Source organism: Amycolatopsis sp. NPDC114503 (genome assembly GCF_055633655.1).
In genome coordinates this window covers 118130-140559 of the sequence record NZ_JBVKDT010000005.1, presented here as the reverse complement: position 1 = coordinate 140559, position 22430 = coordinate 118130, and the positions used below count along the sequence as shown (strand labels likewise).

18 protein-coding genes and 1 tRNA gene are annotated in these 22430 nt (G+C 69.1%); 12 read left to right on the top strand and 7 right to left on the bottom strand.

What is annotated here, in order from left to right; translation table 11 throughout:
• The first annotated feature begins 45 nt into the window (after nt 1–45).
• The 3 genes from ACZ7OI_RS22360 (at nt 46) to ACZ7OI_RS22350 (ending at nt 4783) form a co-directional block, all read left to right on the top strand.
• Nucleotides 46–1281, top strand: coding sequence for an amidohydrolase family protein (locus ACZ7OI_RS22360; RefSeq protein WP_470266118.1), 1236 nt, complete (start codon nt 46–48; stop codon nt 1279–1281).
• Nucleotides 1278–1829, top strand: coding sequence for a GNAT family N-acetyltransferase (locus ACZ7OI_RS22355; RefSeq protein WP_470266117.1), 552 nt, complete (start codon nt 1278–1280; stop codon nt 1827–1829). Before ACZ7OI_RS22360 ends, ACZ7OI_RS22355 begins: the two co-directional genes overlap by 4 nt.
• A 113-nt stretch (nt 1830–1942) precedes the next feature.
• Complete coding sequence (locus ACZ7OI_RS22350) at nt 1943–4783, top strand: AfsR/SARP family transcriptional regulator (protein ID WP_470266116.1); 2841 nt, start codon at nt 1943–1945, stop codon at nt 4781–4783.
• A 70-nt stretch (nt 4784–4853) separates the two neighbouring features.
• Here the strand turns inward: ACZ7OI_RS22350 and ACZ7OI_RS22345 are convergent, their stop codons facing one another.
• Together ACZ7OI_RS22345 and ACZ7OI_RS22340 are read right to left on the bottom strand one after the other, a co-directional pair.
• Nucleotides 4854–5420 (bottom strand): YceI family protein, encoded by a 567-nt coding sequence (locus tag ACZ7OI_RS22345; RefSeq protein WP_470266115.1) that lies wholly within the window; start codon nt 5418–5420, stop codon nt 4854–4856.
• Between the two features lie 31 nt (nt 5421–5451).
• Nucleotides 5452–5781 carry a rhodanese-like domain-containing protein gene (locus ACZ7OI_RS22340; RefSeq protein WP_470266114.1) on the bottom strand — a complete coding sequence of 110 codons (330 nt, stop codon included), beginning with the start codon at nt 5779–5781 and terminating at the stop codon, nt 5452–5454.
• 83 nt (nt 5782–5864) lie between these two features.
• Here ACZ7OI_RS22340 and ACZ7OI_RS22335 point away from each other — a divergent pair, with 83 nt between their 5' ends.
• A complete protein-coding gene (locus tag ACZ7OI_RS22335; protein ID WP_470266113.1) occupies nt 5865–6320 on the top strand; it encodes a MarR family winged helix-turn-helix transcriptional regulator in 456 nt (151 codons plus the stop codon).
• Here the strand turns inward: ACZ7OI_RS22335 and ACZ7OI_RS22330 are convergent.
• Complete coding sequence (locus ACZ7OI_RS22330; protein WP_470266112.1) at nt 6317–9145, bottom strand: RICIN domain-containing protein; 2829 nt, start codon at nt 9143–9145, stop codon at nt 6317–6319. The two genes, ACZ7OI_RS22335 and ACZ7OI_RS22330, sit on opposite strands and share 4 nt — an antisense overlap.
• A gap of 556 nt (nt 9146–9701) precedes the next feature.
• Entirely contained in the window at nt 9702–11105 is a 1404-nt protein-coding gene (locus tag ACZ7OI_RS22325) for an alpha/beta hydrolase family protein (protein WP_470266111.1), read from the bottom strand.
• 208 nt (nt 11106–11313) lie between these two features.
• Here ACZ7OI_RS22325 and ACZ7OI_RS22320 point away from each other — a divergent pair, with 208 nt between their 5' ends.
• Together ACZ7OI_RS22320 and ACZ7OI_RS22315 are read left to right on the top strand one after the other, a co-directional pair.
• Nucleotides 11314–12393 (top strand): sensor histidine kinase, encoded by a 1080-nt coding sequence (locus ACZ7OI_RS22320; RefSeq protein ID WP_470266110.1) that lies wholly within the window; start codon nt 11314–11316, stop codon nt 12391–12393.
• On the top strand, nt 12390–13052 hold the full coding sequence (locus ACZ7OI_RS22315) for a response regulator transcription factor (RefSeq protein ID WP_470266109.1): 663 nt from the start codon (nt 12390–12392) through the stop codon (nt 13050–13052). The genes ACZ7OI_RS22320 and ACZ7OI_RS22315 overlap by 4 nt, the downstream gene beginning before the upstream one ends.
• A 70-nt stretch (nt 13053–13122) precedes the next feature.
• Here ACZ7OI_RS22315 and ACZ7OI_RS22310 read toward each other — a convergent pair.
• Nucleotides 13123–13195 (bottom strand) — tRNA-Arg (locus ACZ7OI_RS22310).
• Nucleotides 13196–13300: 105 nt separating this feature from the next.
• Here ACZ7OI_RS22310 and ACZ7OI_RS22305 point away from each other — a divergent pair.
• The 3 genes from ACZ7OI_RS22305 (at nt 13301) to ACZ7OI_RS22295 (ending at nt 16084) form a co-directional block, all read left to right on the top strand.
• Nucleotides 13301–14422 carry an alpha/beta fold hydrolase gene (locus ACZ7OI_RS22305; RefSeq protein WP_470266108.1) on the top strand — a complete coding sequence of 374 codons (1122 nt, stop codon included), beginning with the start codon at nt 13301–13303 and terminating at the stop codon, nt 14420–14422.
• 134 nt (nt 14423–14556) lie between these two features.
• Nucleotides 14557–15477 (top strand): cation diffusion facilitator family transporter, encoded by a 921-nt coding sequence (locus tag ACZ7OI_RS22300; protein ID WP_470266107.1) that lies wholly within the window; start codon nt 14557–14559, stop codon nt 15475–15477.
• 10 nt (nt 15478–15487) lie between these two features.
• Nucleotides 15488–16084, top strand: a complete 597-nt coding sequence (locus ACZ7OI_RS22295) for a flavin reductase family protein (RefSeq protein ID WP_470266106.1) — start codon at nt 15488–15490, stop codon at nt 16082–16084.
• A 44-nt stretch (nt 16085–16128) separates the two neighbouring features.
• Here the strand turns inward: ACZ7OI_RS22295 and ACZ7OI_RS22290 are convergent, their stop codons facing one another.
• Together ACZ7OI_RS22290 and ACZ7OI_RS22285 are read right to left on the bottom strand one after the other, a co-directional pair.
• Entirely contained in the window at nt 16129–16779 is a 651-nt protein-coding gene (locus ACZ7OI_RS22290; RefSeq protein WP_470266660.1) for a DUF305 domain-containing protein, read from the bottom strand.
• Nucleotides 16780–16907: 128 nt separating this feature from the next.
• The gene (locus ACZ7OI_RS22285; RefSeq protein ID WP_470266105.1) at nt 16908–17747 is read right to left on the bottom strand and encodes a DUF3105 domain-containing protein; all 840 of its coding nucleotides are present in this window, start codon (nt 17745–17747) and stop codon (nt 16908–16910) included.
• A gap of 203 nt (nt 17748–17950) precedes the next feature.
• Here ACZ7OI_RS22285 and argS point away from each other — a divergent pair, with 203 nt between their 5' ends.
• From argS to ACZ7OI_RS22270, 3 genes are read left to right on the top strand one after another with little or no spacing between them, the layout of a single operon-like run.
• Nucleotides 17951–19624, top strand: a complete 1674-nt coding sequence (argS, locus tag ACZ7OI_RS22280; protein WP_470266104.1) for an arginine--tRNA ligase — start codon at nt 17951–17953, stop codon at nt 19622–19624.
• Between the two features lie 3 nt (nt 19625–19627).
• Nucleotides 19628–21058: a diaminopimelate decarboxylase gene (lysA, locus tag ACZ7OI_RS22275; RefSeq protein ID WP_470266103.1), complete on the top strand. Its 1431-nt coding sequence runs from the start codon at nt 19628–19630 to the stop codon at nt 21056–21058.
• Nucleotides 21059–21070: 12 nt separating this feature from the next.
• Nucleotides 21071–22411: a homoserine dehydrogenase gene (locus ACZ7OI_RS22270; protein WP_470266659.1), complete on the top strand. Its 1341-nt coding sequence runs from the start codon at nt 21071–21073 to the stop codon at nt 22409–22411.
• Nucleotides 22412–22430: the final 19 nt, after the last annotated feature.

Genomic DNA, 22430 nt, shown 5'->3' with positions numbered 1-22430 from the left:
TTGACTCATCAACTACAGTTGATGCATCAACTCTGGGGAGGGATCATGCGGACGTTGCTCCAGAACGGGATCGTGGTCAGTCTCGATCCGGCGATCGGGGATCTCCCGCGCGGGGACGTGCTGATCGAGGACGGGCGGATCGCGGCGGTCGGTCCCGCGATCCGAGCCGACGCCGAGGTCGTCGACGCGGCGGGCAAGATCGTGCTGCCGGGGTTCGTGGACACTCATCGGCACACCTGGCAGACGGCGTTTCGCGGGCTTGGCGCGGACTGGACGTTCGCCGAATACCGCGAAACCATGCACGGCAGGCTCAGGCCGCACTATCGGCCGGAGGACGTGTATCTCGGCAATCTGCTGGGACGGCTCGAAGCGCTGAACTCGGGCGTGACGACGATGCTCGACTGGTTCCACTGTTCCGACCTGCCGGAGAACGCCGACGCGGCGATCGACGCGCTTCAGGAGGCTCCCGGAAGGTCGATCTTCTGTTACAGCGCGATGGACCCGGCCGACACGGCCCGAGTGCGGAAACGGCTGACCGGTGACGAAATGGCCTTCGGGCTGCGCGGGCCGATCTTGACCACAATGGACACCGTGGCCGCCGATGTCGCGTTGGCGCGGGAACTCGGGCTCAGGGTGAGCGTGCACATCCACCGCTCGGTTCGTGACTCGATTCTCGAGATGCGCGAACTAAAACTGCTTGACGACCGGACGACGATAGTTCACGGCAACGGTCTCACCGACGCTCAGCTGGCGATCCTCGCGGACGCGGGCTGTTCGGTGACGATCAGCCCGGACGTCGAGCTGAAGATGGGGTTCGGGTGGCCGGAAACCGGACGTCTGCTGGCGGCTGGGATCCGGCCGTCGTTGTCCATTGACGACTGTCCGTCGGCTGGGGGTGACATGTTTTCGGCTATGCGCACGGCGTTCGCCGCGCAGCGCGGCCTCGACGGCGGCCTTGTCGCGCGCGATGTACTCGAATTCGCCACTGTGGACGGTGCTCGGACGTGTGGGCGGGGAGACCGGGCGGGGAGCATCAGCGTCGGGAAGGACGCGGATCTGATCCTCCTCGACGCGGAGGATCTGTCGGTGTTTCCGGTCAACGATCCGGTGTCCACAGTGGTCTCCGCCGCGCATGCGGGGTTGGTGGACAGCGTCTTCGTCGGGGGAAAGGCGGTCAAGCGGGACGGCCGGCTGCTGGGAGTGGATTTGCCGAAGCTCAGGACCAGGCTGCTGGAATCTCGCGACCGGATCGCGACGGCGGCCGGATTGGTGGTCGGGTGAAATTTCTGGAGACGGATCGGTTGCTGTTGCGGCGGTTCACCGAAGCCGACGTCGAGAACCTGGTCGGGCTCGACAGCGACCCGCGGGTGATGCGGTTTCTCACCGGTGAGCCGACGCCCCGCGCCGAGATCGAGCAGAAAGTGCTGCCCGGGATCCTCGGCGATTACGAACGCGGGCCGGCCGGGCGGTGGGCGGCGATCGAGCGGGCGACCGGCGAGTTCGTCGGCTGGATTTCGCTGGATCCGCCGGAGGACGGCAGCACCGCGGAGCTGGAACTCGGCTATCGGCTGCTGGCGGGGTCCTGGGGCCGCGGATACGCGACGGAAGGCGCGCGGGCGGTGATCCACAAAGGATTCACCGAACTCGGCATGCGGCGGGTGTGGGCGCAGACGATGGCCGTGAACACCCCGTCGCGGCGGGTGATGGAACGCGCGGGCCTGACTTACGTACGCACGTTCCACGTCCACTTCGACGATCCGTTGCCGGGCACCGAACATGGTGAGGTCGAGTACGCGTTGACGCGGGAAGAATGGGCTGCCAAGGGGTAGCCGCACCGCTGCTCGGCATCGAGCGCCCGCGGCTTGTCCCCGGCGTGGCAAAGAGGCGAGGAACACCATGCGGATCCACCGGGCCTCGGAAAGAGCTGCATTAAACTCCCGGTATGTCATCGGGTGCCGCGCGAACCGGCCGGGCAGGGGCGGAGCGCGAGCCCGGGTCCCGGCTGGAGTTCGCCGTGCTCGGACCGGTCCGCGGCTGGTACGGCGGGCAGCCGCTGGAACTCGGGCCGGTGCTGCGGAAGACGATGCTGGTCGCGCTGCTCCTGCGGCCGGACGTGACGGTCAGCCGGGCCGAGCTGGTCGACCGGGTGTGGGGCGAGCATCCTCCGGAGAGCGACGGCGTGCCCGGCTACGTCTACCAGCTGCGGAAGGCCCTGGCCGCGGCCGGCGCGGACGCGAAATCGGTGCTGCGGACGGACCCTGGCGGTTACCGGTTCGCCGGGGCGGGCGTCGGGGTGGACGCCGTGCGGGTCGAGGAAATCGCCGCTCGCGCGAAGAAAGCGGCGGCGTCCGGAGTGCTCGCCGCGGCCGCGGAGGGATACGGCCAGGCACTGGCTTTCTACGAGGGCGTTCCGCTGGCCGGGCTGCCCGGTCCGTTCGCCGAACGCGAGCGGCGCCGGTTCGCCGAACGCCGTGTCGGGCTGGTCGAAGGCCGGACGGACGCGCTGATCCGGATGGGGGACTACGAATCGGCGATCGGCGAGGTGTCGGCGCTGCTCGCCGAGCACCCGGATCGCGAACCGCTGACCGGCTTGCTCATGCGGGCCTTCTACGGCGCCGGCCGGCAGACCGACGCGCTCGACGCTTGGCGCGAGTTCCGCGCCCGGATGCTCGATGAGCTGGGGCTCGAACCCAGCGAAGACCTGCGGCGCGTGCACGAAGCGGTGCTGCGCGGCGACGACGGCGCACTCGGTGTCGCGACGCGACCGGCCGCGCTGCCCAGGATCCGGGACGAGCTGCCGCACGACGTCGGCGAGCTGGCCGGCCGCGACGACGAACTGGCCCGGCTCGCCTCGCCGGGCAGCGCGGTGTCCGCGGTGGACGGGGTGCCCGGGGCCGGGAAGACGGCGCTGGCGGTGCGCGCGGCCCAGCTGTTGCGCGAGGAACATCCCGACGGCTGCCTGTTCGTCGGGCTGCACGGGCACAGCACCAGCCGGGCTCCGCTCGCGCCGGTGCGGGTGGTGCGCCGGTTGCTGCGTTCGGCGGGCGTCAACGATCAGCACATTCCGGACGACCTGGACGAACTGTCCGCGAACTGGCGCGCCGCGACCGCTCCGCTGCGCTTGGTGCTGGTGCTGGACGACGCCGTCAGCGCCGAGCAGGTCCGTCCGCTGCTGCCGGGCGGAACCGGGAACCGGGTGCTGATCACCAGCCGCCGCCGGCTGTCCGGGTTGGACGTTGAACGCCGGATTTCCTTGGGGCCGTTGACGTCCGAGGCCGCGACCGGCTTGCTGAGCCGGATCGTCGGGCCTGCTCGTGCGGGCCGGGAACGCGAGGCCGTACGCGAACTGGCCAGCCTGTGCGGACGGCTTCCGCTCGCCCTGCGCATCGCGGGAGCACGGCTGCAGAACCGTCCGATGTGGACCTTCCGCGACCTGGCCGACCGGCTCGCCGACGACACCGGACGGCTCGGCGAACTGACCGCCGAGGAACGCAGCGTCGAGGCCGCGTTCCGGCTGTCCTGCGACCAGCTTCCGGCTGACGCGCAGTGCGCCTTCCGCGCGCTGGGCCGCGCGCCCGTGCCCGAGTTCGACGAACTGGTGCTCGCCGCGATGCTCGGCTGCTCCCGGCGCGAGGCGGAAAGCATGCTGGAGGACCTGGTCGACGCCAACCTCGTGCAGGCGCCCGCCGCGGGGCGGTACCGGATGCACGACCTGGTCGCCGTCTACGCACGTCGCCTCGCCGCGGACGAACCCGACGTCGCCAGCGGGCTCGGGGTGTACCTGCACGCCTGTCGCGCGGCGAGCGAATGGGGCGAACCCGGTTTCCCCAGCGGCCCGGAACTCGCTGATTCGCCGTTCGCCGGACTGGTGGACGCTTCGGCCTGGCTGGACCAGGCGGGCGACCTGGTGGAAGTGGTCTCGTCCGCGGTCGCCGCGGGCCACCCGGACTATGCGTGCTGGATCGCCGAGGGCGCCGTCGACTACCTCGTGCGGCGCATCCGTTATCGCGAATGTGTTGCCCTGCTGGAAGTTGCCCTGTCCGAAGTGGACAACGTGGCGGACCGGCGGATGACGACGGCGCTGCGGTTCGGGCTCGGCTGGGCGCATCTCGCGCTGGGCGATTCCGCCCAGGCTCGGTACTGGTGCGAGGAAGGACTGCGGATCAGCCGGGAAAACGGCGACCGCCGGGAAACGGCGCGGGGTCTGTGCGGACTGGGAATGGTCACGATGCTCGCCGGACCGCTGGACGAAGCGGAACGGGTGCTGACCGAGGCTAGAACGCTGGCAGTCGAGGCAGCCGACGACTGGCTGGTCGAGCGGGCAGTGTCCGGGCTTGGCTACGTGCAATTCAAGCAGGGCGAATACGAACTCTCGCTCGCCTGTTTCGCCGAATCGCGGGAAGTCGCGGTCTCGACGGGAAATCCGGCGATGCTGGGCCGGGTTTCCAGCCACATCGGGAGCGTCCGGCTGCATCTGGGCCGGTCCGCGGAAGCGGCGGAATCCTTGCGCGAGGCGGTCGAATTGGCGGAGCGGGTCGACGACCGGCTGTTGCTGCTGAGTTCGCTGTCGAGGCTTGGCACCGCGGAGCAGGAATCGGGGAGCCTGGATCTCGCGCTCTCGTATCATCTGCGTGCGCTGGGCGCGTTGACCGACCAGATGTCGCCGTGGGCGGAGATCGAGGTCCGGAACCGGTTGGGTGCTTGTCGGCAAGCTCGGGGTGAGGAAGAGGCGGCGCGGGAGCAGTTCGAGCTTGCTGCCGCGGTGCTGGCCGACGTGAGCTGATCCCCGCCTGGCCGGGCTGGCGATGAAGCCAACCCGGCCATTTCACGGGTTCCGATGGAGCGAGCCCCGATCAGGAGGCGCGGATCGCCTCGATCTCCAGCACGAGTTCGATTTCCTTCGACACGAGCAGGCCGCCCGACTCCAGAACCATGTTCCAGACCAGTCCCCAATCCTCGCGGTTGATCTTGCCGCGAGCGGAGAACACCGCGCGATCGTTTCCCCACGGATCGCGCGCGTGCCCGACATACTCCACGGCTAGGGTGACCGGACGCGAGACTTCCTTGATGGTCAGGTTTCCGACCATGGTCGCGGTGCTGCCGTCCACCGTGACCGAAACCGATTCGAACGTGGCTCGCGGGTGCTGTTCCACGTCGAAGAAATCGCCGGACCGGAGATGGTCGTCCCGGGTCTGATCTCCACTGTCCACAGTGGCCATCTCGATGACCGCGCGGACAGTGGTGTCTTCGATCCGCTCGCCGATTTCCAGCGTGGCGTCCACGCCGGTGAACCTGCCGCGGACCTTGGTGAGCAGGAAATGTCTGCCCACGAAACCGACTTCGGCGTGCCCGGGGTCGACCTTCCAGGTCCCCGCGGCGGGAAGTTCCCTTCCGGCGACCATGCGGGTTGCGTCTGTCATGTCGTGTTCCAGTCCCTTCTGTTCCAGGGTTTCAATTGCCGGATTCGGTCGGCAGTCCGGCCGCGATCCAGTCGGCTTTGCCCTCGTCGTAGTCGAAAACCTGGGTGTATCCGAGCTTCGACAGATGCTTCGCGACAGTGCCCGAGTTCTGGCAGGGCGAGTCGGCACAGTAGACGATCACTGCGGAATCCTTGTGCGGCAACAGAACGGGGGCGAGCTTCTCGACGTCGTCCACCGGCAGGTTGAGCGCGCCGGGCAGGTGCGCCTTCGCGTAGTAGTCAGCGGGCAGGGCCTCGACGACGATCGCCGATCCGGCGTCGATCCGCCGCTTGACCTCGTCCCGCGTGATGGGCTGGACCATCGGTCCTCCTCGGAGAATTTAAGTGCGTACGCACGCACTCTACGCATTAGGTGCGCCCGCACGCAATGACCTACACTGGAGGCGTGAGCGACCCGAAGATCGGCCTCGAGGCATGGCGGGCGATGCTGCTCGCGCACAGCGCCGCGGTGCGAGCCATCGAAACCGACGTGCAACGAGGCGGCACCGTGCCCTTGGCCTGGTACGACGTCCTGCTGGAACTGAACGCGGCCGGCAAGAAGGGGCTGCGGATGGCGGAGGTCGCCGACCGGGTGGTGCTCAGCCGGACGCGGGTGAGCCGGCTGGTCGACGAGATGGTGCGCGCCGAGCTGGTGACGAAGCGTCCGGAGCCGGACGACCGCCGGGTCAGCTGGGCGGTGATCACCGACGAGGGCGTCCGCGCGCTGCGCAAGACCGCGCCGGTCTACCTGCGAAGCATCGAACGGCACTTCTCGGCGCACGTCAGCGACGAGGAGGCAGCGGTGATCGGGAAGGCGTTGCTGCGGGTCGCCGAAAGCGGGAAGGCCGACCGGCCGGTCTAGCGCAACCTCCACCGATGGTCCGCGGTCCCGTTGTCGCTGAACTGCACGACCTGTGCACTGTCCGCAGTGGACATGCGGTCCACTCCGAGTACCTTGCCGGAGTTGCGGTTGACGACCCGGAACCAGCCGCTGCCGTCGTCGAGCAGCCGCCAGTCATGGTCTGGAGTGCCGTTGTCGGCGTACTGCACCACGATCGCGCTGTCCGTAGTGGACATCAGGTCCACGCCGAGCACCTTGCCCGAGTTGACGTTGCGGATCCGCAGCCAGCCTCCGGCCGCTTCGAAGGTCCACAGGTGATCGGCGGTGCCGGTGTCGCCGAACTGGACGACCCGCGCGCTGTCGGCGGTCGACATCCGGTCGACGCCGAGCACCTTCGCCGAATTCTGGTTCTCGATCCGGATCTGGCCGTCCGGCACTAGCTGCCACAGATGATCGGCGGTCCCGTTGTCGGTGTACTGGACCACTCGGGCACTGTCCGCAGTGGACATCCGGTCGACGCTGAGCACCTTGCCGGAGTTGCGGTTGACGATCCGGAACCAGCCGTCGCCGTTGTCGATCAGCTGCCAGAGATGATCCGCGGTGCCATTGTCGGTGTACTGGACGACCTGCGCGCTGTCCGCGGTGGACATCAGATCGACGCCGAGCACCTTGGCCGAGTTGTGGTTGCGGATCCGGTACCAGCCGTCGCCGTTGGGGACCAGGTGCCAGAGGTGGTCCGCGGTGCTGTTGTCGGTGTACTGCACCACCTGTGCACTGTCTGCAGTGGACATCCGGTCTACCCCGAGTACTTTGCCGGAGTTGAGATTCGCGATCCGGAACCCGGCCCCGCCGCCGCCAGGCAACCACGGAGTGCCGTCAGGTGCGGCTGTCGGGAAGGACGTGATCCGCAGCCGCGCCGCGCCCATCGGGATCAACGTCACCGACTCGACCTCCGCCGTACTGCGCGCTGGCGACGGCTGCAACGGGGTCACGACATGCTGGTCGTCCGCGGTCCATTCGGCGATTTTCCGGGCGGGCGCAGTGATCCGGACCGGCGTGGTGTCCGGCGTGAATGGGTTGTCCGGCAACGGTCCGCCGGCAGCGGCGAACGTCATCGCCGAAGCGTCGCCGACCAGGCCGTAATTCCAAGGCGTGGTCGCGTGCACGGCGTATTCCGGGAACTGCGCGGAACCGCCGAGCTGTTCGTACTGTTCGCCGATCTGCAGCGAGTACGTCAGCGGACCGTGATCGACTGACAACGAATCATGGTTCGAGGGCCAGGTTCGCACGGAGGTTCGCTGCGGCAGCGTTAACGTGACGACGTCACCGTTTCGCCATACCCGCTGGATTTTCGCGTACGTCGGCCCGGCCGGAACCGCGACCGGTGCGCCTCCGACGGTGAGCCGCGGCGTCGAGCACCAGGCCGGAATCCGGAAGTACCAAGGAAAATTCAGCGGTTTCGGTGCCCGGACGGTGAAGGTGATTGTCTCCGAGAACGGATACGCGGTGTCCTCGTCGACAGTCACGGAAGTGCCGTCGCCGACCTTCGCCGTGACGCTGCTCGCCGAGTACATCGACGCCGCGAGACCGTTGTCTGGAGTGGCCAGCCAGAGTTCCTCAGTGAAATACGGCCAGCCCATGCCGTAGTTGTGCGGGCAACAGCGGTACTGGTCGACGGCGGGAAGATAGGCCTGCATCGCGAAGCCGTTCTGGAACTGGCCTTCGGTCTTGGGCACGTTGTCGAGATCAATGCTGTTCGCGCTGGTGATGTAATGCACCGCGCGCCCAGCCGGATCGAGCGCGGCAGGAAGGGAATTGAAAGCGAGATCCTCGCAGCGGTCGGCCCACACCGGGTCCCCGGTCAGCCGGGTGAGCAGCTGATGGCTGGCCATGAACTCGACGATTCCGCAGGTTTCGAAGCCCTGCCTCGGGTCGCCGTATCCTGGCCGAGCGTTCTCGTCCCCGGCGAACCCGCCGCCGGCGAATTGGCCGTAGACAGCCATGATCTGGGCATAGTCCTGATAGGACGCTTGGATCAGCTTCGCGTCGCCGGACCGCAGCGCGTACTGCGCGGGCTCACGGAATCCCTGTGCCACATTGACGTTGTGCAGGCTCGGCAGATTGCCGACCCAATTCGCCCCGTAGCGGTGGATCTTGTCGGCGAGGTCGAGGAGGAACGTGTCGCCGGTGCGATTGAACAGCCAGAAGATACTGTCGAGGCCGTCGCCCCAGCGCATGTTCAGCCAGTCCGCGTCGAAGATGTCGGTGCTTTGCGCGTTCATGTACCGGAAAAATCGGCTCAGCAGCGGGATGATTCGCCCGTCGCCGGAGTACTCCTGCCAGGATCGCAGCGCCTGGATCATCGGCAGGTACGGCCAGAAGTGCGGTCCGCCCCGGAACTTGGTGCGCAGTTCGCTCGGGCCGAAGAAGCCGTCGGCCTGCTGGGTGGCGAGGATCGCGTCGATCCATCGACGGGCGGAGGCCAGCGCGGTGCCGTCCCCGGTCACGATGGCGAGGTCGACGTACCCGCGCAGCCAGTACGGCAGCTCCTCCCAGCCGCCGCGTTCGGGATGCACCCAGCCGGTGGTGTCGAAGTCGAGGAAGTGCGACGTCTCGGGGTAGTGGCCGCAGAGGCCGTCGAGCTGGAGCCGCAGTTGGCCGGCGAGCCATCCCCGCGGCTTGACCGCGCCGGGCGGGAGTTTGAGGAACGCGGTGGGGGAGAGCGGGGCCGCGTTCGGTCTGTAAAACCCGCCGCGTCTGCGCCCGGCCTCAGCGGTCCCGGCGGACGCCGTGGCGAGCAGAGTGGCGACGGTCCCGGCGACGAAGTGTCTGCGGTTCAGCGGCACGGAGACCAGCCTCCACTCGTTACAACGTTGTAAAAATAGAAATACCTGGTGGCGGGGCGGGGGACAACCGCCGTTCGTCGTAGCTGGCGGGACAGCGGTCTGTCATGTTCGGCTTTGTGACCGCCCAGATCGCGCTTCGCGAGGCCCTGCGTGCTGTTGGCAAGAACGCACTTTTGGCCGCCTGCCGAAGCCGATCGCCGAGAGGCTGGGCCTCTACCTCAAACGGTTGCACTCCACCGGCACGCGGCCCGGCAGCGACGTGTGGTGGGAGATCACCGGACGACGGGACAGCGCAGTCGCCGTGCGCGACATGGCCGCCCGTCTCGCCGACGACGGCTGGCCGTTCTTGACGGCGCTCCTCGATCGCGAGCCGATGACCGAGCAAATCCGGCAGCGCGACCTCGGTTTCATCCGCGGCGAGGAGAACGCTGGCTATCTCGCGCGAGCTGAGGCCGCGATGCTGTCCGAGCACGGTCGCAGCGACGAGCTTGAACGGTTGCTCGCGGTGATAGCCGCCGAATCGCTCCCCGCGCAGCGGGAGGACGCGACGAGCCGGTCATCGGCCATGGCGAAACACGCTAACCTCGCCGTAGGCAGACAAAGCGCCCACCAGATCGCTGGATCCCTTACGCAGCACCGAATCCAGAAACGCCAAACTGGCAGCGGCGACCACACGCGGGCCCTCGGCGCGCCCCAGCGAGCCGACGATCGACGGCACCGGCGGCAAATACAACGGGCCGTCCGTAAAGGTGAGGTGCGCGGCGCCGGGGACGGTGAGCCGGTAGTTCGTCGCCGTGCCGCGCGTGAGCACCTCGGTGAGCTGAGGCAGGTAGCGCGGATCGGTAGCCGGGGTGACGGTCTGGGTGAGTGCGAGCGTCGGCTGATCGAGGCCGGGCGACAGAGGACCGCGAGGGTAACCGTCCAGGTTGACGACGGCGGCGAAGCGATGGTCCCGCCTGGCTGCCTGCAGTGCGGCGGCACCGCCCATGGAATGCCCGGTCACGGCGACCCGGCCGGTGTCCAGGCGTCCGGTCAGCGGGTCTGCGCTGAGGCCCTCCAGCCGGGTCAGCGCGAAGCTGAGGTCGGCGGCTCGGATCGCGGTCCAGTCTGCGCCCAGCCGGTCGTCCTCCTCGCGGTCGCCGGTGGAGACGGTCGCGCTGGTGATCGTCCGGCCGTCGGCGAGCACGACGGCGGCGGAGTCGTACGGGTGGTCGAGCGCGACGACCACGTAACCGTGGCTGGCGATTTCCTCTGCCCACGCGGTGTTCTGCGTGCGCACTCCGCTGGACCCCGGCGAGAACAGCACAATCGGGAACCGTCCTCCTTGGACGGCCACCGGGGCGTCGGGAATCGCGTGCGTACGGGCGCGCGGAACACCGTCGAACAGGAAACCCGGCAGGCCGACTCCGCCGGCGAGTGCTTCGGAGACGGTGCGCGCTTCGTTTTCCGTGCGTCCGAGGTATTGGGCACGCTGTACGTCAGCTGGGCTGTTCTGCGCGGGGTACCAGAGCTGGGCGACGACCGTGCGCCGGTCGTGCGGATCGGCGGTGAAGGTCTCGGGGCGGTCCGGGTCGGTCCACTGCAGCACCCGGGTGCCGATCGCGAAGCCGCCGGAAGGCGTGGGGAAGACGGGGACGGGAAAGGCCCACGCCGTCACGGGGCCGGTGGCGATCAGGCAGACACAGGCCAGCGATCCCGGCAACGCCAGCCACCAACGAGCCCGCCGAGCGCGGCTTCGTACCAGCGGGGAGAAAGCGAACGGCGCGGCGACGGCACCACCCGCCAGCACCGGCAACAGCTGCCAGCGGATCCCGGTCACGCACAGCACGATCGCGGACAGCAGGAACACCACTCCCGCCGCGACGGTGACGCGCGGGCGAGCAGCGGAGGGCAGCCAGCGCGCGACCACCAGCGCGACGGCACCGAGCAACGTCAGGATTTCCAGCGGGGACAGGTTCATCTCGCCATATTCGGTGCCGGGCCCGTGCCGCCACATCGCTCTCCGGGCGCGATTCCCGTGCCGTCTCCAGTGGCAATCGGCACCCGGGAACAGCGGCCGGGCTACGACCACAGGAGGTATCGAGACTCCTTCTGCAGTCGCAATCCGGTCCGCCTCGGTCAGACCGCAGGCGCATGTGCGCGGCGAGCCGTCGGCCTACTCTTGCGTTGTGAAGACCACAGCATGGGATTCGCTGCTGCCCGCGCTTCTCCTGCTTCACGTCTTGACCATGTGGGCACCCGCGGAGTTGCCGGTGGCCGCCGCGCTCACCGTCGCACTCGCGTTGCCTTTGGTGTGGCGACGCCGGGCCCCGCTCGCGGTGTTCGGCGCGGTGGCGCTCGCGGCCGCTGTCCAATGGCTGGTGGGAGTCCAACTGCCCGCGGACATCGCACTGCTGGTGGCGCTCTACACAGTGGCCGCGAACGCGGGCAAGCGCGTCACGCTCGTCGCTGTTGTCGTGGTGGAGATCGGGGCCGTCCTCGCCTGCCTGCGCTGGGCGAGCGACGGTGCGTTCCTGACCCCGTTCGCCGCACTCACCGCGATGGTCGTCGCCGCGGCCGTCCTCGGGGTGAACAACCGGACCGCGCGCGCCTACCTGGAAGCCGTGCGGGAACGGGCCGTCGCTGAGGAACGGGCCCGGATCACCAGGGAGATGCACGACATCGTCACGCACAACCTGTCCGTCATGGTCGCGCTCACCGATGCCGCCGTCTACGCGCAGCATTCGTCGCCGGCCAAAGCGACCACCGCGATGCTCCAGGTCTCCGAAACCGGCAGGCAGGCACTGACTGACATGCGGCGTTCGCTCGGCGTCCTGCGCTCCGACGAACCGGACGCGGCACGCCACCCGCTGCCCGGCATCGCGCAACTGGAGACCCTCGCCGGCCAGATGTGCGCCGCCGGGCTCCCCACCGAACTCGACATCGACGGCAGCCACGCGCACATCCCCGCCACCGCGCAACTGACCGTCTACCGCTTGGTCCAGGAAGCCTTGACCAACACTCTCAAACACACCCCCACCGGCACCCACGCAAAAGTCCGGATCGCATGCGCCGCCGACACCGTCACCGTGGACGTCACAGACACCGGCCCGCCAGTTTCCCCCGCCTCCCGCTCCGGCAACGGCATCACCGGCATGCGCGAACGTTCCGCCGTCTACGGCGGGACAGTGCTGGCCGGACCGCTCCCCAGCGGCGGTTGGGGCGTGCACACCCGTCTCGTCTTCGGCAGCCCAGCGGAGTCCGCATGACGATCCGCATCCTGATCGCCGACGACGAAGCGTTGCTGCGCATGGCATTCAGCATGGTGGTGGACGCCCAGCCGGACCTGGAACCAGTCGGCGAAGCCGCGAACGGCGCCGACGCCATTCGCCTGGCCGCGGACCTGAGCCCCGATGTCGTCCTCATGGACGTCCGCATGCCCGTGACCGACGGAATCGAGGCGACCCGGCAGATCCTCCGAAGCTGTCCGCGGACCAGGGTGCTGATCCTGACCACCTTCGACCTGGACGAGTACGCCTTCGCCGGGCTCAAAGCCGGAGCCTCGGGCTTCCTGCTCAAGAACACCAGGCCCGAGGAACTCCTCGCCGCGATCCGCACCGTGGCCGCCGGCGACGCGGTCGTCTCCCCGCGCATCACCCGCCGCCTGCTGGAGAAATTCCGCCCCCACCTCCCCGAAACCGGCGCCACCGCCCGCGACGAACGGCTGAGCAGGCTCAGCGCCCGCGAGCGCGAGGTGCTCGTCCAGGTGGGCTCCGGCCGGTCCAACGCGGAGATCGCCGCCGCCCTGCACCTTGCGGAGGCCACCGTGAAATCCCACCTGGGGCGGATCCTGCACAAACTCGAACTCCGCGACCGGATCCAGGCGGTGATCTTCGCCTACGAAAGCCGCCTCATCCACCCGGCGTGAGGTCGTCCGGCGGACACGAAATTGGCCGATACCCGCACCGTGAAGGTGTTTCGAGTATCGGCCAGTACTGTGCCCTCGGCAGGATTCGAACCTGCGACACCTGCCTCCGGAGGGCAGTGCTCTATCCCCTGAGCTACGAGGGCTCGCTTGCGCGAACTGAACAAAGCCTAGCGCATGCCCCCTCACGACCGCGCACAGAGGGTGCTTAGCGCGGTAGCGTCGAACCGTCGACACGGAGGGAGGCGGCGGTGCGCGCCGAGCCGTTCCAGGTCAGGGTGGCTGAGCAGGACATCGAGGACGTGCGGGCGCGGTTGCGACGCACGAGGTGGCCGGAGGCGGAGACCGTCGGCGACTGGTCGCAGGGGCTGCCGCTCGCTTACGCCCAGGAGCTGTGCCGCAGCTGGGCGGAGGACTACGACTTCGGGTTCGCCGGCCGGCTCAACGTCTTCCCGCAGTTCCGGCAGGAGATCGACGGGCTCGGGATTCACTTCGTCCACCTCCGTTCTCCGGAGCCGGACGCGTTCCCGCTGGTGATCACGCACGGCTGGCCCGGTTCGGTGCTCGAATTCCTCGACATCCTCGGCCCGCTGACCGATCCGCGGGCGCACGGAGGCGACCCGGCGGACGCGTTTCATGTCGTGGCGCCTTCGTTGCCGGGGTACGGCTGGAGCGACAAGCCGAATGAAGCCGGTTGGGGCGTCCAGAAAATCGCCAAGGCCTGGGACCAGTTGATGGTCTCGCTCGGCTACGACCGCTACGGCGCGCAGGGCGGCGACTGGGGTTCGGCGGTTTCGGGGGCGCTCGGCGAGGTGGCGCGGGGGCGGGTCGCGGGGGTGCACGTCAACATGGCGGCCGCGCCACCGGGCCGATTCGAGGACGAGACCGACGAGGAGCGCGAAGGCCTGCGGGCGGCGGCCGAGTTCCGGCGCACCGGCCAGGGGTATTCGGGCCAGCAGGGCACGCGTCCGCAAACGCTCGGCTACGGCCTCACCGACTCGCCCGCGGGGCAGGCGGCCTGGATCGCCGAAAAGTTCTGGGCCTGGACCGACAACAACGGGCACCCCGAGGACGCCGTCACTCGGCAGCAACTCCTCGACGCGATCTCGGCGTACTGGTTCACTGCCTCGGCGACGTCGTCCGCGCGGCTGTACTGGGAGAGCTACCGCAGCTTCGGCGATCTGGTCACGGCGCCGTCCGGCGTCTCCGTCTACCCGCGCGACATCATCCGCCCGTCGCGGCGGCAGGCGGAGCTGAAGTACACCGACCTGCGCTGGTTCGAGCGGCTGCCTCGCGGCGGGCACTTCGCGGCGATGGAACAACCGGCCTCGCTCGTCGAGCAGATCCGCGGGTTCTTCCGGCTCGTGCGCTGAGCTTTCCCACCTCGCGGAACAGGGCTGGGAGAAACCCTTCACCAGGCATTAGAGTGAAGTTAGGCTACCCTGTATTGCACATATGCGCATGTCACTATATATTCCTCTCGACACCGAAACTTGGGAGGCGAGCGATGGGACACGGGCACGGCCACGGGCACACCGCCGCTCCGGCGAGCGCGTCCGGCCGCTACGTCCGCGCGCTGCTGATCGCTCTCGCGGTCGGTGCCGGGTTCATGGTGCTGGAATTCGTCGTCGGTTTCGCCACCGGCTCGCTCGCGCTGATCTCCGACGCCGCGCACATGTTCACCGACGTCCTCGGCGTCGGAATGGCGCTCGCCGCGATCGTGCTCGCGCGCCGCAGCGGGCCGACGCCCAGCCGCACGTTCGGCATGTACCGGGCGGAAGTCCTTGCCGCGCTTGCCAATGCGGTGCTGCTGTTCGGCGTCGCCGGGTATGTGGCGGTCGAGGCGATCGGGCGGATCGCGGACCCGCCGGAGGTGCCCGGTCTTCCGGTGCTGCTCGCCGCCGCGGCCGGTCTCGTCGCGAACATCGTGTCCTTCCTGGTGCTGCGTTCGGGCGCGAAGGAAAGCCTGAACGTCCGCGGCGCGTACCTCGAGGTGCTGGCTGACCTCATCGGCTCGGTCGGCGTGCTGCTCAGCGGTGCGATCACGCTCACCACCGGCTGGCGCTACGCCGACCCGATCATCGGTGTCGCCATCGGATTGTTCGTCCTGCCGCGCACCTGGACGCTCGCCCGCCGCGCGCTGCGGATCCTCTTCCAGCACGCGCCCGCCGGGGTGGACGTCGGCGAGATCAGCACCGAACTCGCCGCGCTGCCAGGGGTCGCGGACGTGCACGACCTGCACGTCTGGACGCTGACCTCGGGCATGGAGGTCGCCTCCGCGCACTTGACGGTGAAGGCCGACGCCGAACAGTCCACTGTGCTCACCAAGGCGCAAGACCTGCTGTCGGTCCGCTACGAGATCAAACACGCGACGCTTCAGGTCGAAGGACCGCAATGCGCCCGCAGATGCGCGGAGCTGTCCTGGTAGACCGGAGACCATGCGCAAGGACTTCGACCCCGCACAGCTGGCCCCGAACGCGTTCTACCACCTCATGACCGCGACCGTCGTGCCGCGGCCGATCGCCTGGGTGTCGAGCACCTCGCGAGCCGGGGTCGACAACCTCGCGCCGCATTCGTTCTTCACCGTCGCCTCGGCCGCGCCCGCGGTCCTGCAGTTCACGTCGGTCGGGCGGAAGGACACCCTGCGCAACGTCGAGTCGACGGGTGAGTTCGTAGTCAACCTCGCACCCGAGCCGTTGTTCGAGCAGATCAACGCGACCGGTGCGGATTTCCCGCCGGAACTGAGCGAATTCGACGAGGCTGGGCTGACCCGCGAACCGAGCCTCAAGGTCCGCCCGCCGCGGGTGGCGGAATCGCCGGTGGCGTTCGAATGCGAACTGCACAGCACGGTCGGTTTCGGCCGTTCGACAGTGGTGTTCGGCCGGGTCGTGCACCTCGTGGTCAACGAGGACGTCCTCGATGGCGACCACCCGCTGATCGACCGGCTGCGCCCGCTGTCCCGGCTGGGCCGCGACGAGTGGGGAACGCTGGGCGACATCAAGGAACTGGCGCGACCCACATACAAAAGCTCGTGAGCGGCTGAGGCGCTCACGAGCTTTTGGGAGGGTTTCGAGGAGCGTCAGGGTGCGGGCAGCGGCTGCGCGTTCCGCCCCTTCAGCATGAGCTTCATCTGGTCCATTTCCGCGCCCTGAGACACCAACATGCTGCGGCACAACGCTTTCACCGCGTTGTTGGACGTGTGGTCCTGCGCGTACTCGGCCATCGCGACACCGCCCTGGTGGTGGCGCAGCATCAGCTGAAGGAAGTCGACGTCCAGCGCGCGGCCGGACAGCGTGCGCAGCTTCGCGATCTCCGCGTCGGTGGCCATGCCCGGCATCGGCGCGCCGCCCGCCGCGCTGCTGGTCGGCATCTGCATGCCCGCGTGGCCCATCGGCTCGGTCATCCACTTCATGTACGCGCCGGTCGTCTGCTCCGGCTGGTCCCACAGCATGAGCCAGCCCTTCATCCGCCCGATCTGCTCGTTCTGCGTGCGCTCGATGTCGAACGCGAGCTGGCGGACCTCCGGGTCGGTGGAGTGGTCGCGCGCCCAGCCGGCCATGGTGACCGCCTGCAGGTGGTGCACCGACATGTCCTGGGCGAAGCCGACCTCGACCGAACCCGTGCCCGGCGTCGCGGGCACGGCGTCGCTGCCGTCGGTGAGCCGCGTCGCGAAGACGCCGATCGCGGCTCCGACCAGCAGCACGGCGATGAGCGTGCCGCCGATGACCACCCACCGGGACCAGCCGGTCCGCTCCGCCGGAGCGGACTCGGCGGCTTCGGCGCTCTCGGCGGAGGACGGGACGGCTTCGACGCCGCCCGACTCCGCCTGGTCAGCGTGGTTTTCGGAGCGGCCCACGGTCACTGCCCGGCCGGCGGCGTTCCCGGCATGCCCGGCTGCTGCTCGTTCTGGGCCCCGGTGCTGCCCTTGTAGTCCATCGGCTTCGCGTCCTTGCCCGGCTTGCTCGGGTCGAACTTTGGCGGGTTGCTCGGGTCGAACATGCCCTTGCCGAGCGCGTCGCACGAGGCGCCGATCTCCGGGTACACGCCGTTCGGGTTGGTGCGCAGCGCGGCGATGAACTGGTCGATGCGCGGGTCGTCGGCGCTGTCCAGCTTCAGCTGGTGGCCCCACGACTGCAGCGAGATCGGCTTGTCCAGGCCGGGGTAGGGCGACATCATCGTGTACGGCTTGCCCTTGACCCGCGCCTCGAGCAGCGGCAGCTGGTCGCCCTTGACCTGGTCCGGGTTGTAGGCGATCCACACGGTGCCGTGCTCGAGCGAGTGCACCATGTTCTCGTTGCGCACCGCGGTCGGGTAGACGACGCCGGTGCAGGTGGCCCAGTACCCGTCGTGCGGGCCGCCGAACGGCGGGCTCTGGTCGTAGGCCACCCGTTCGGTGGGCAGGATGTGCACCGAACCGGTGTACTGCTTGGTGATCACGCCGGGGATCTTCTTCGACGGGTCCGGATTGCTCGCGGTCGGCGCGAAGGCGGCGGCGGCCTCGTCCCGGGAGGCCTGGTCGCGCTTGGGCGCGGAGGCCTGCAGGTAGTAGACGATGACGCCGGCCAGCAGGGCGACCACCACGACGACGCCGATGATGGTGCCCCAGGGCGTGCGCTTGCCCGCGACGACCGAGCGGTTCTTCGCCGCCTTGACCGCGGACGCGCCCGAGCCCTTCTTCTTGGTGGTCCCGTTGGCCATGATTGCCGAGATCTCCTCGTGAGAGCGGGGGAGGGAGCCGGACGGACCCCTGCCGGTAGACCAGTGTAGAGACCGCGCGTGCGATCACCGTGAACACCCGCGAGGCGCCCCGGCGAGCGGAACATCCGCCTCCGGTGTGCCCGCCGTCTCGCCAGCCTGTACCGCCGCGACCGCGCGGCCGAAGCGCACCTAGAATCCGGCGAGTGACTCCCGCCGCTCTCGCCGATCTGGTCCGCAGCTCCGCCGAGCAGGTCCTCGCCGCACGCGGCGTCGACGCCGCCGTGCTGCCGGAGACCGTGACCATCGAACGCCCGCGCAACCCGGACCACGGAGACTACGCGACCAACCTCGCGCTGCAGGTGGCCAAGAAAGCCGGGCTGAAGCCGCGCGAGTTCGCCGAGGCGCTCGCGGAGGTCGTCGCGGGGACGGACGGCGTGAGCGCGGCCGAGGTCGCCGGGCCGGGCTTCCTCAACTTCCGGCTCGCCGCGGACGCCCAAGGCGAGGTCGTGCGCCAGGTGCTGGCCGCGGGCGCGGCCTACGGCCGGGGCGACGCGCTGGCCGGGACCCGGATCAACCTGGAGTTCGTCTCCGCGAACCCGACCGGTCCGATCCACCTCGGCGGCACGCGCTGGGCCGCGGTCGGCGACGCGCTGGGCCGGGTGCTCGGCGCGCAGGGCGCGGACGTCACCCGCGAGTACTACTTCAACGACGCCGGCGCGCAGATCGACCGCTTCGTGCGCTCGCTGATCGCCGCCGCGAAGGGCGAGCCCGCGCCGGAGGACGGCTACGCGGGCGGGTACATCAGCGACATCGCGGCCGAGGTGATCAAGGCCGAGCCGAGCGCGCTGAGCCTGCCCGAAACCGAGCGGCACGAGACTTTCCGGCGCATCGGCATCGAGCTGATGTTCAGCCAGATCAAGCAGAGCCTGCACGAGTTCGGCACCGATTTCGACGTCTACTTCCACGAGAACTCGCTGCACGAATCCGGCGCGGTCGACGCGGCGGTGCAGCAGCTCAAGGACTCCGGCAACCTCTACTTCGCCGACGGCGCCTGGTGGCTGAAGTCCAGCGAGTACGGCGACGACAAGGACCGGGTCGTCCTCAAGAAGGACGGCAACCCGGCTTACATCGCGGGCGACCTCGCCTACTTCAAGGACAAGCGCAACCGCGGCTTCGACCTGTGCATCTACATGCTCGGCGCGGACCACCACGGCTACATCGCGCGGCTCAAGGCGGCCGCCGCGGCGTTCGGCGACGACCCGGGCACGGTCGAGGTGCTGATCGGCCAGATGGTGAACCTGGTCAGCGACGGCAAGCCGGTGCGGATGTCCAAGCGCGCGGGCACCGTGATCACGCTCGAGGACCTGGTGGAGGCGGTCGGCGTCGACCCGGCCCGCTACGAGCTGATCCGCTACTCCGTCGATTCCTCTTTGGACATCGATTTGGACTTGCTGCGCAAGCATTCCAACGACAACCCGGTCTACTACGTGCAGTACGCGCACGCCCGGCTGTCGTCGCTGCGGCGCGGCGCGGCGGACCTCGGGCTCAAGGCCGACGGGTCCGGCGAGTCCGGCACCGACGTCGATTTCGGACTGCTCACCCTGCCTGCAGAAGGCGACCTGATCCGCACCATCGGCGAATTCCCGGCGGTGGTGCGGCGGGCGGCGGAGATGCGCGAACCGCATCGCGTGGCCCGCTACCTCGAGGAACTGGCCGGCGCGTACCACAAGTTCTACACCGTGGGCCGGGTCCTCCCGCAGGGCGACGAGGAGGCCACCCCCCTCACGTACGCCCGGCTCGCTCTGTGCGAAGCCGCGCGCCAGGTACTGGCGAACGGCCTGTCGCTGCTCGGTGTCTCCGCTCCGGAACGGATGTAAACAATGGCGCACCCCGCGGGCCCCCGCCACGCCGACGTCTACCCCCATGCCGACGCCTCCGGGTTCCCGCCCGCGAGTGCGGTCGAACTCGACCAGCTGCCCGCGAAAGTGTGGCCGCGCAACGTTTACCGCGCCGCCGACGGCGTCGTGCGGATCGCTGGCGTCGACGTGCGCGACCTCGCGCAGACGTACGGCACGCCGCTGTTCGTAGTCGACGAGGCGGACTTCAAGTCCCGCTGCGCCGACTACGCCGAGGCGTTCGACGACCCGGCGCTCGTGCACTACGCGTCGAAGGCGTTCCTGTCCGTGGAGGTCGCCCGCTGGGTGGCCGAGCAGGGGCTGAGCCTCGACGTCTGCAGCGGCGGCGAACTGGCCGTCGCGCAGCGCGCGAACTTCCCGGTGGAGCGGATCACGTTCCACGGCAACAACAAATCGGTCGCCGAACTGGACGCGGCCGTCGAAGCCGGCGTCGGCACCGTGGTGGTCGACTCGTACTACGAGATCGCCAGGCTCGCCGAAATCGCCGCCGCGCACGAGGTCGAGCAGAAGGTGCTCGTCCGGGTGACCGTCGGCGTCGAGGCGCACACCCACGAGTTCATCGCGACCGCGCACGAGGACCAGAAGTTCGGTTTCTCGCTGGCTTCCGGCGATGCCGCCGAGGCGGTGCGCCGGGTGCTGAACGCGCCGTCGCTGAAGCTGATCGGCCTGCACAGCCACATCGGTTCGCAGATCTTCGACGCCGACGGGTTCGAGGTGGCCGCGCGCCGCGTCGTCGGCCTGCTCGCGGAACTGGCCAAGGAGCACGGCCCGGAACTGCTGGAGCAGATGAACGTCGTCGACCTCGGCGGCGGTTTCGGTATCGCCTACACCGAAAAGGACAACCCGCCGCCGCCCTCGCAGATGATCACGCAGATCCGCGAGATCGTCCGCAAGGAATGCGCGTACGCCGAGCTTCCGGTGCCGCGCATCGCGGGCGAACCGGGCCGCGCGATCGCCGGTCCGGGCACGTTCACGCTGTACGAAGTCGGCACGATCAAGGACGTCGCGCTCGGCGACGAGACCGCCCGCCGGTACGTCAGCGTCGACGGCGGCATGAGCGACAACATCCGCACGGCGCTCTACGACGCGGTGTACGACTGCCGCGTGGTTTCGCGGTCCGCCTCCGACGGCGACGAGCCGGTGACCCCGGCGTTGTCTCGCGTGGTGGGAAAACACTGTGAGTCCGGCGACATCGTCGTCCGAGACTGCTGGCTGCCAGACACGCTGGCTCCCGGCGACCTGCTGGCCGTCGCGGCGACCGGCGCCTACTGCTACGCGATGGCCAGTGGCTACAACCGGCTGCCGCGGCCCGCGGTGGTCGCCGTGCGCAACGGCGCCGCCCGGCTGCTGCTGCGCAGGGAGACGACGGACGACATGCTGCGCCTGGAGGTTTGAGAAGTGTCCACTGTGTCTCCGAAAAGCCTGTCTCCGAAAAGCCCGTCTCCTGCGGACCGCGCGCCCATCCGGGTCGCGATGCTCGGCTGCGGCACGGTCGGCAGCGAGGTCGCCCGGCTGCTCACCGAAGAGGCCAGCGAGCTGGCCGCCCGCGCGGGCGCGCCGGTGGAACTGGTCGGCATCGCGGTCCGGCGCCCGGACAAGCACCCGGAACTGCCCGCCGAACTGCTGACCGACGACGCTGCCGCGCTCGTGGCGCGGGACGACGTCGACGTCGTGGTCGAGCTGGTCGGCGGGATCGACCCGGTGCGCAGCTGGCTGCTCACCGCGCTGAACGCGGGCAAATCCGTGGTCACCGCCAACAAGGCGCTGCTCGCCGAGCATTCGGCCGAACTGTTCGAGGCGGCCGACGCGGCAGGCGTCGACTTGTATTTCGAAGCCGCCGTGGCCGGGGCCATCCCGCTGCTGCGCCCGCTGCGCGAATCGCTGGCGGGCGACCGGATCACCCGCGTGATGGGGATCGTCAACGGCACCACCAACTACATCCTCTCCGCGATGGACGCCACCGGCGCGGGCTACGCCGAAACGCTCGACGAGGCGAGCCGCCTGGGCTACGCGGAAGCGGACCCGACGGCGGACGTCGACGGCTACGACGCCGCGTCGAAGGCCGCGATCCTTGCCTCGCTGGCCTTCCACTCCCGGGTCACCGCGAAAGACGTGCACCGCGAAGGCATCGCGGACGTCACGGCGTCCGATCTGGCCGCCGCGCGCACGCTTGGCCGCACGGTGAAGCTGTTGGCGATTTGCGAACGGGTGACGGCGGACGACGGTGCGGAATCGGTGTCCGCCCGCGTGCACCCGGTGATGATTCCGCGCAGCCACCAGCTGGCCGGCGTCGGCGGCGCGTTCAACGCGGTGTATGTCGAGGCGGACGCGGCCGGCGAGTTGATGTTCTACGGCCAGGGCGCCGGCGGTGCGCCGACCGCCAGCGCGGTGCTCGGCGACCTCGTCGCGGTGGCGCGCAACCAGGTGCTCGGCGGCCGCGGCCCTCGCGAATCGGCGCACGCCGCGCTGCCGGTGCGGCCGATGGGCCAGACGCCGACCCGCTACCACGTGAGCCTCGACGTCGCGGACCGCGCGGGTGTGCTCGCCCAGGTGGCGCAAGCGTTTGCCGCGCACGGCGTGAGCATCGCCGCGGTGCGCCAGCGCGACGCGAACGACACGGCGAGCCTCGTCGTGGTCACTCATCTTGCGCCCGACGCGGCTTTGCAGTCCACTGTGGACGAAATCGCGAAACTCGATGTGGTGCACGAGGTTGTCAGTGTGATGCGCGTGGAAGGCGAAGACCAGTGAGCGCAGCTTGCAAGCGAAC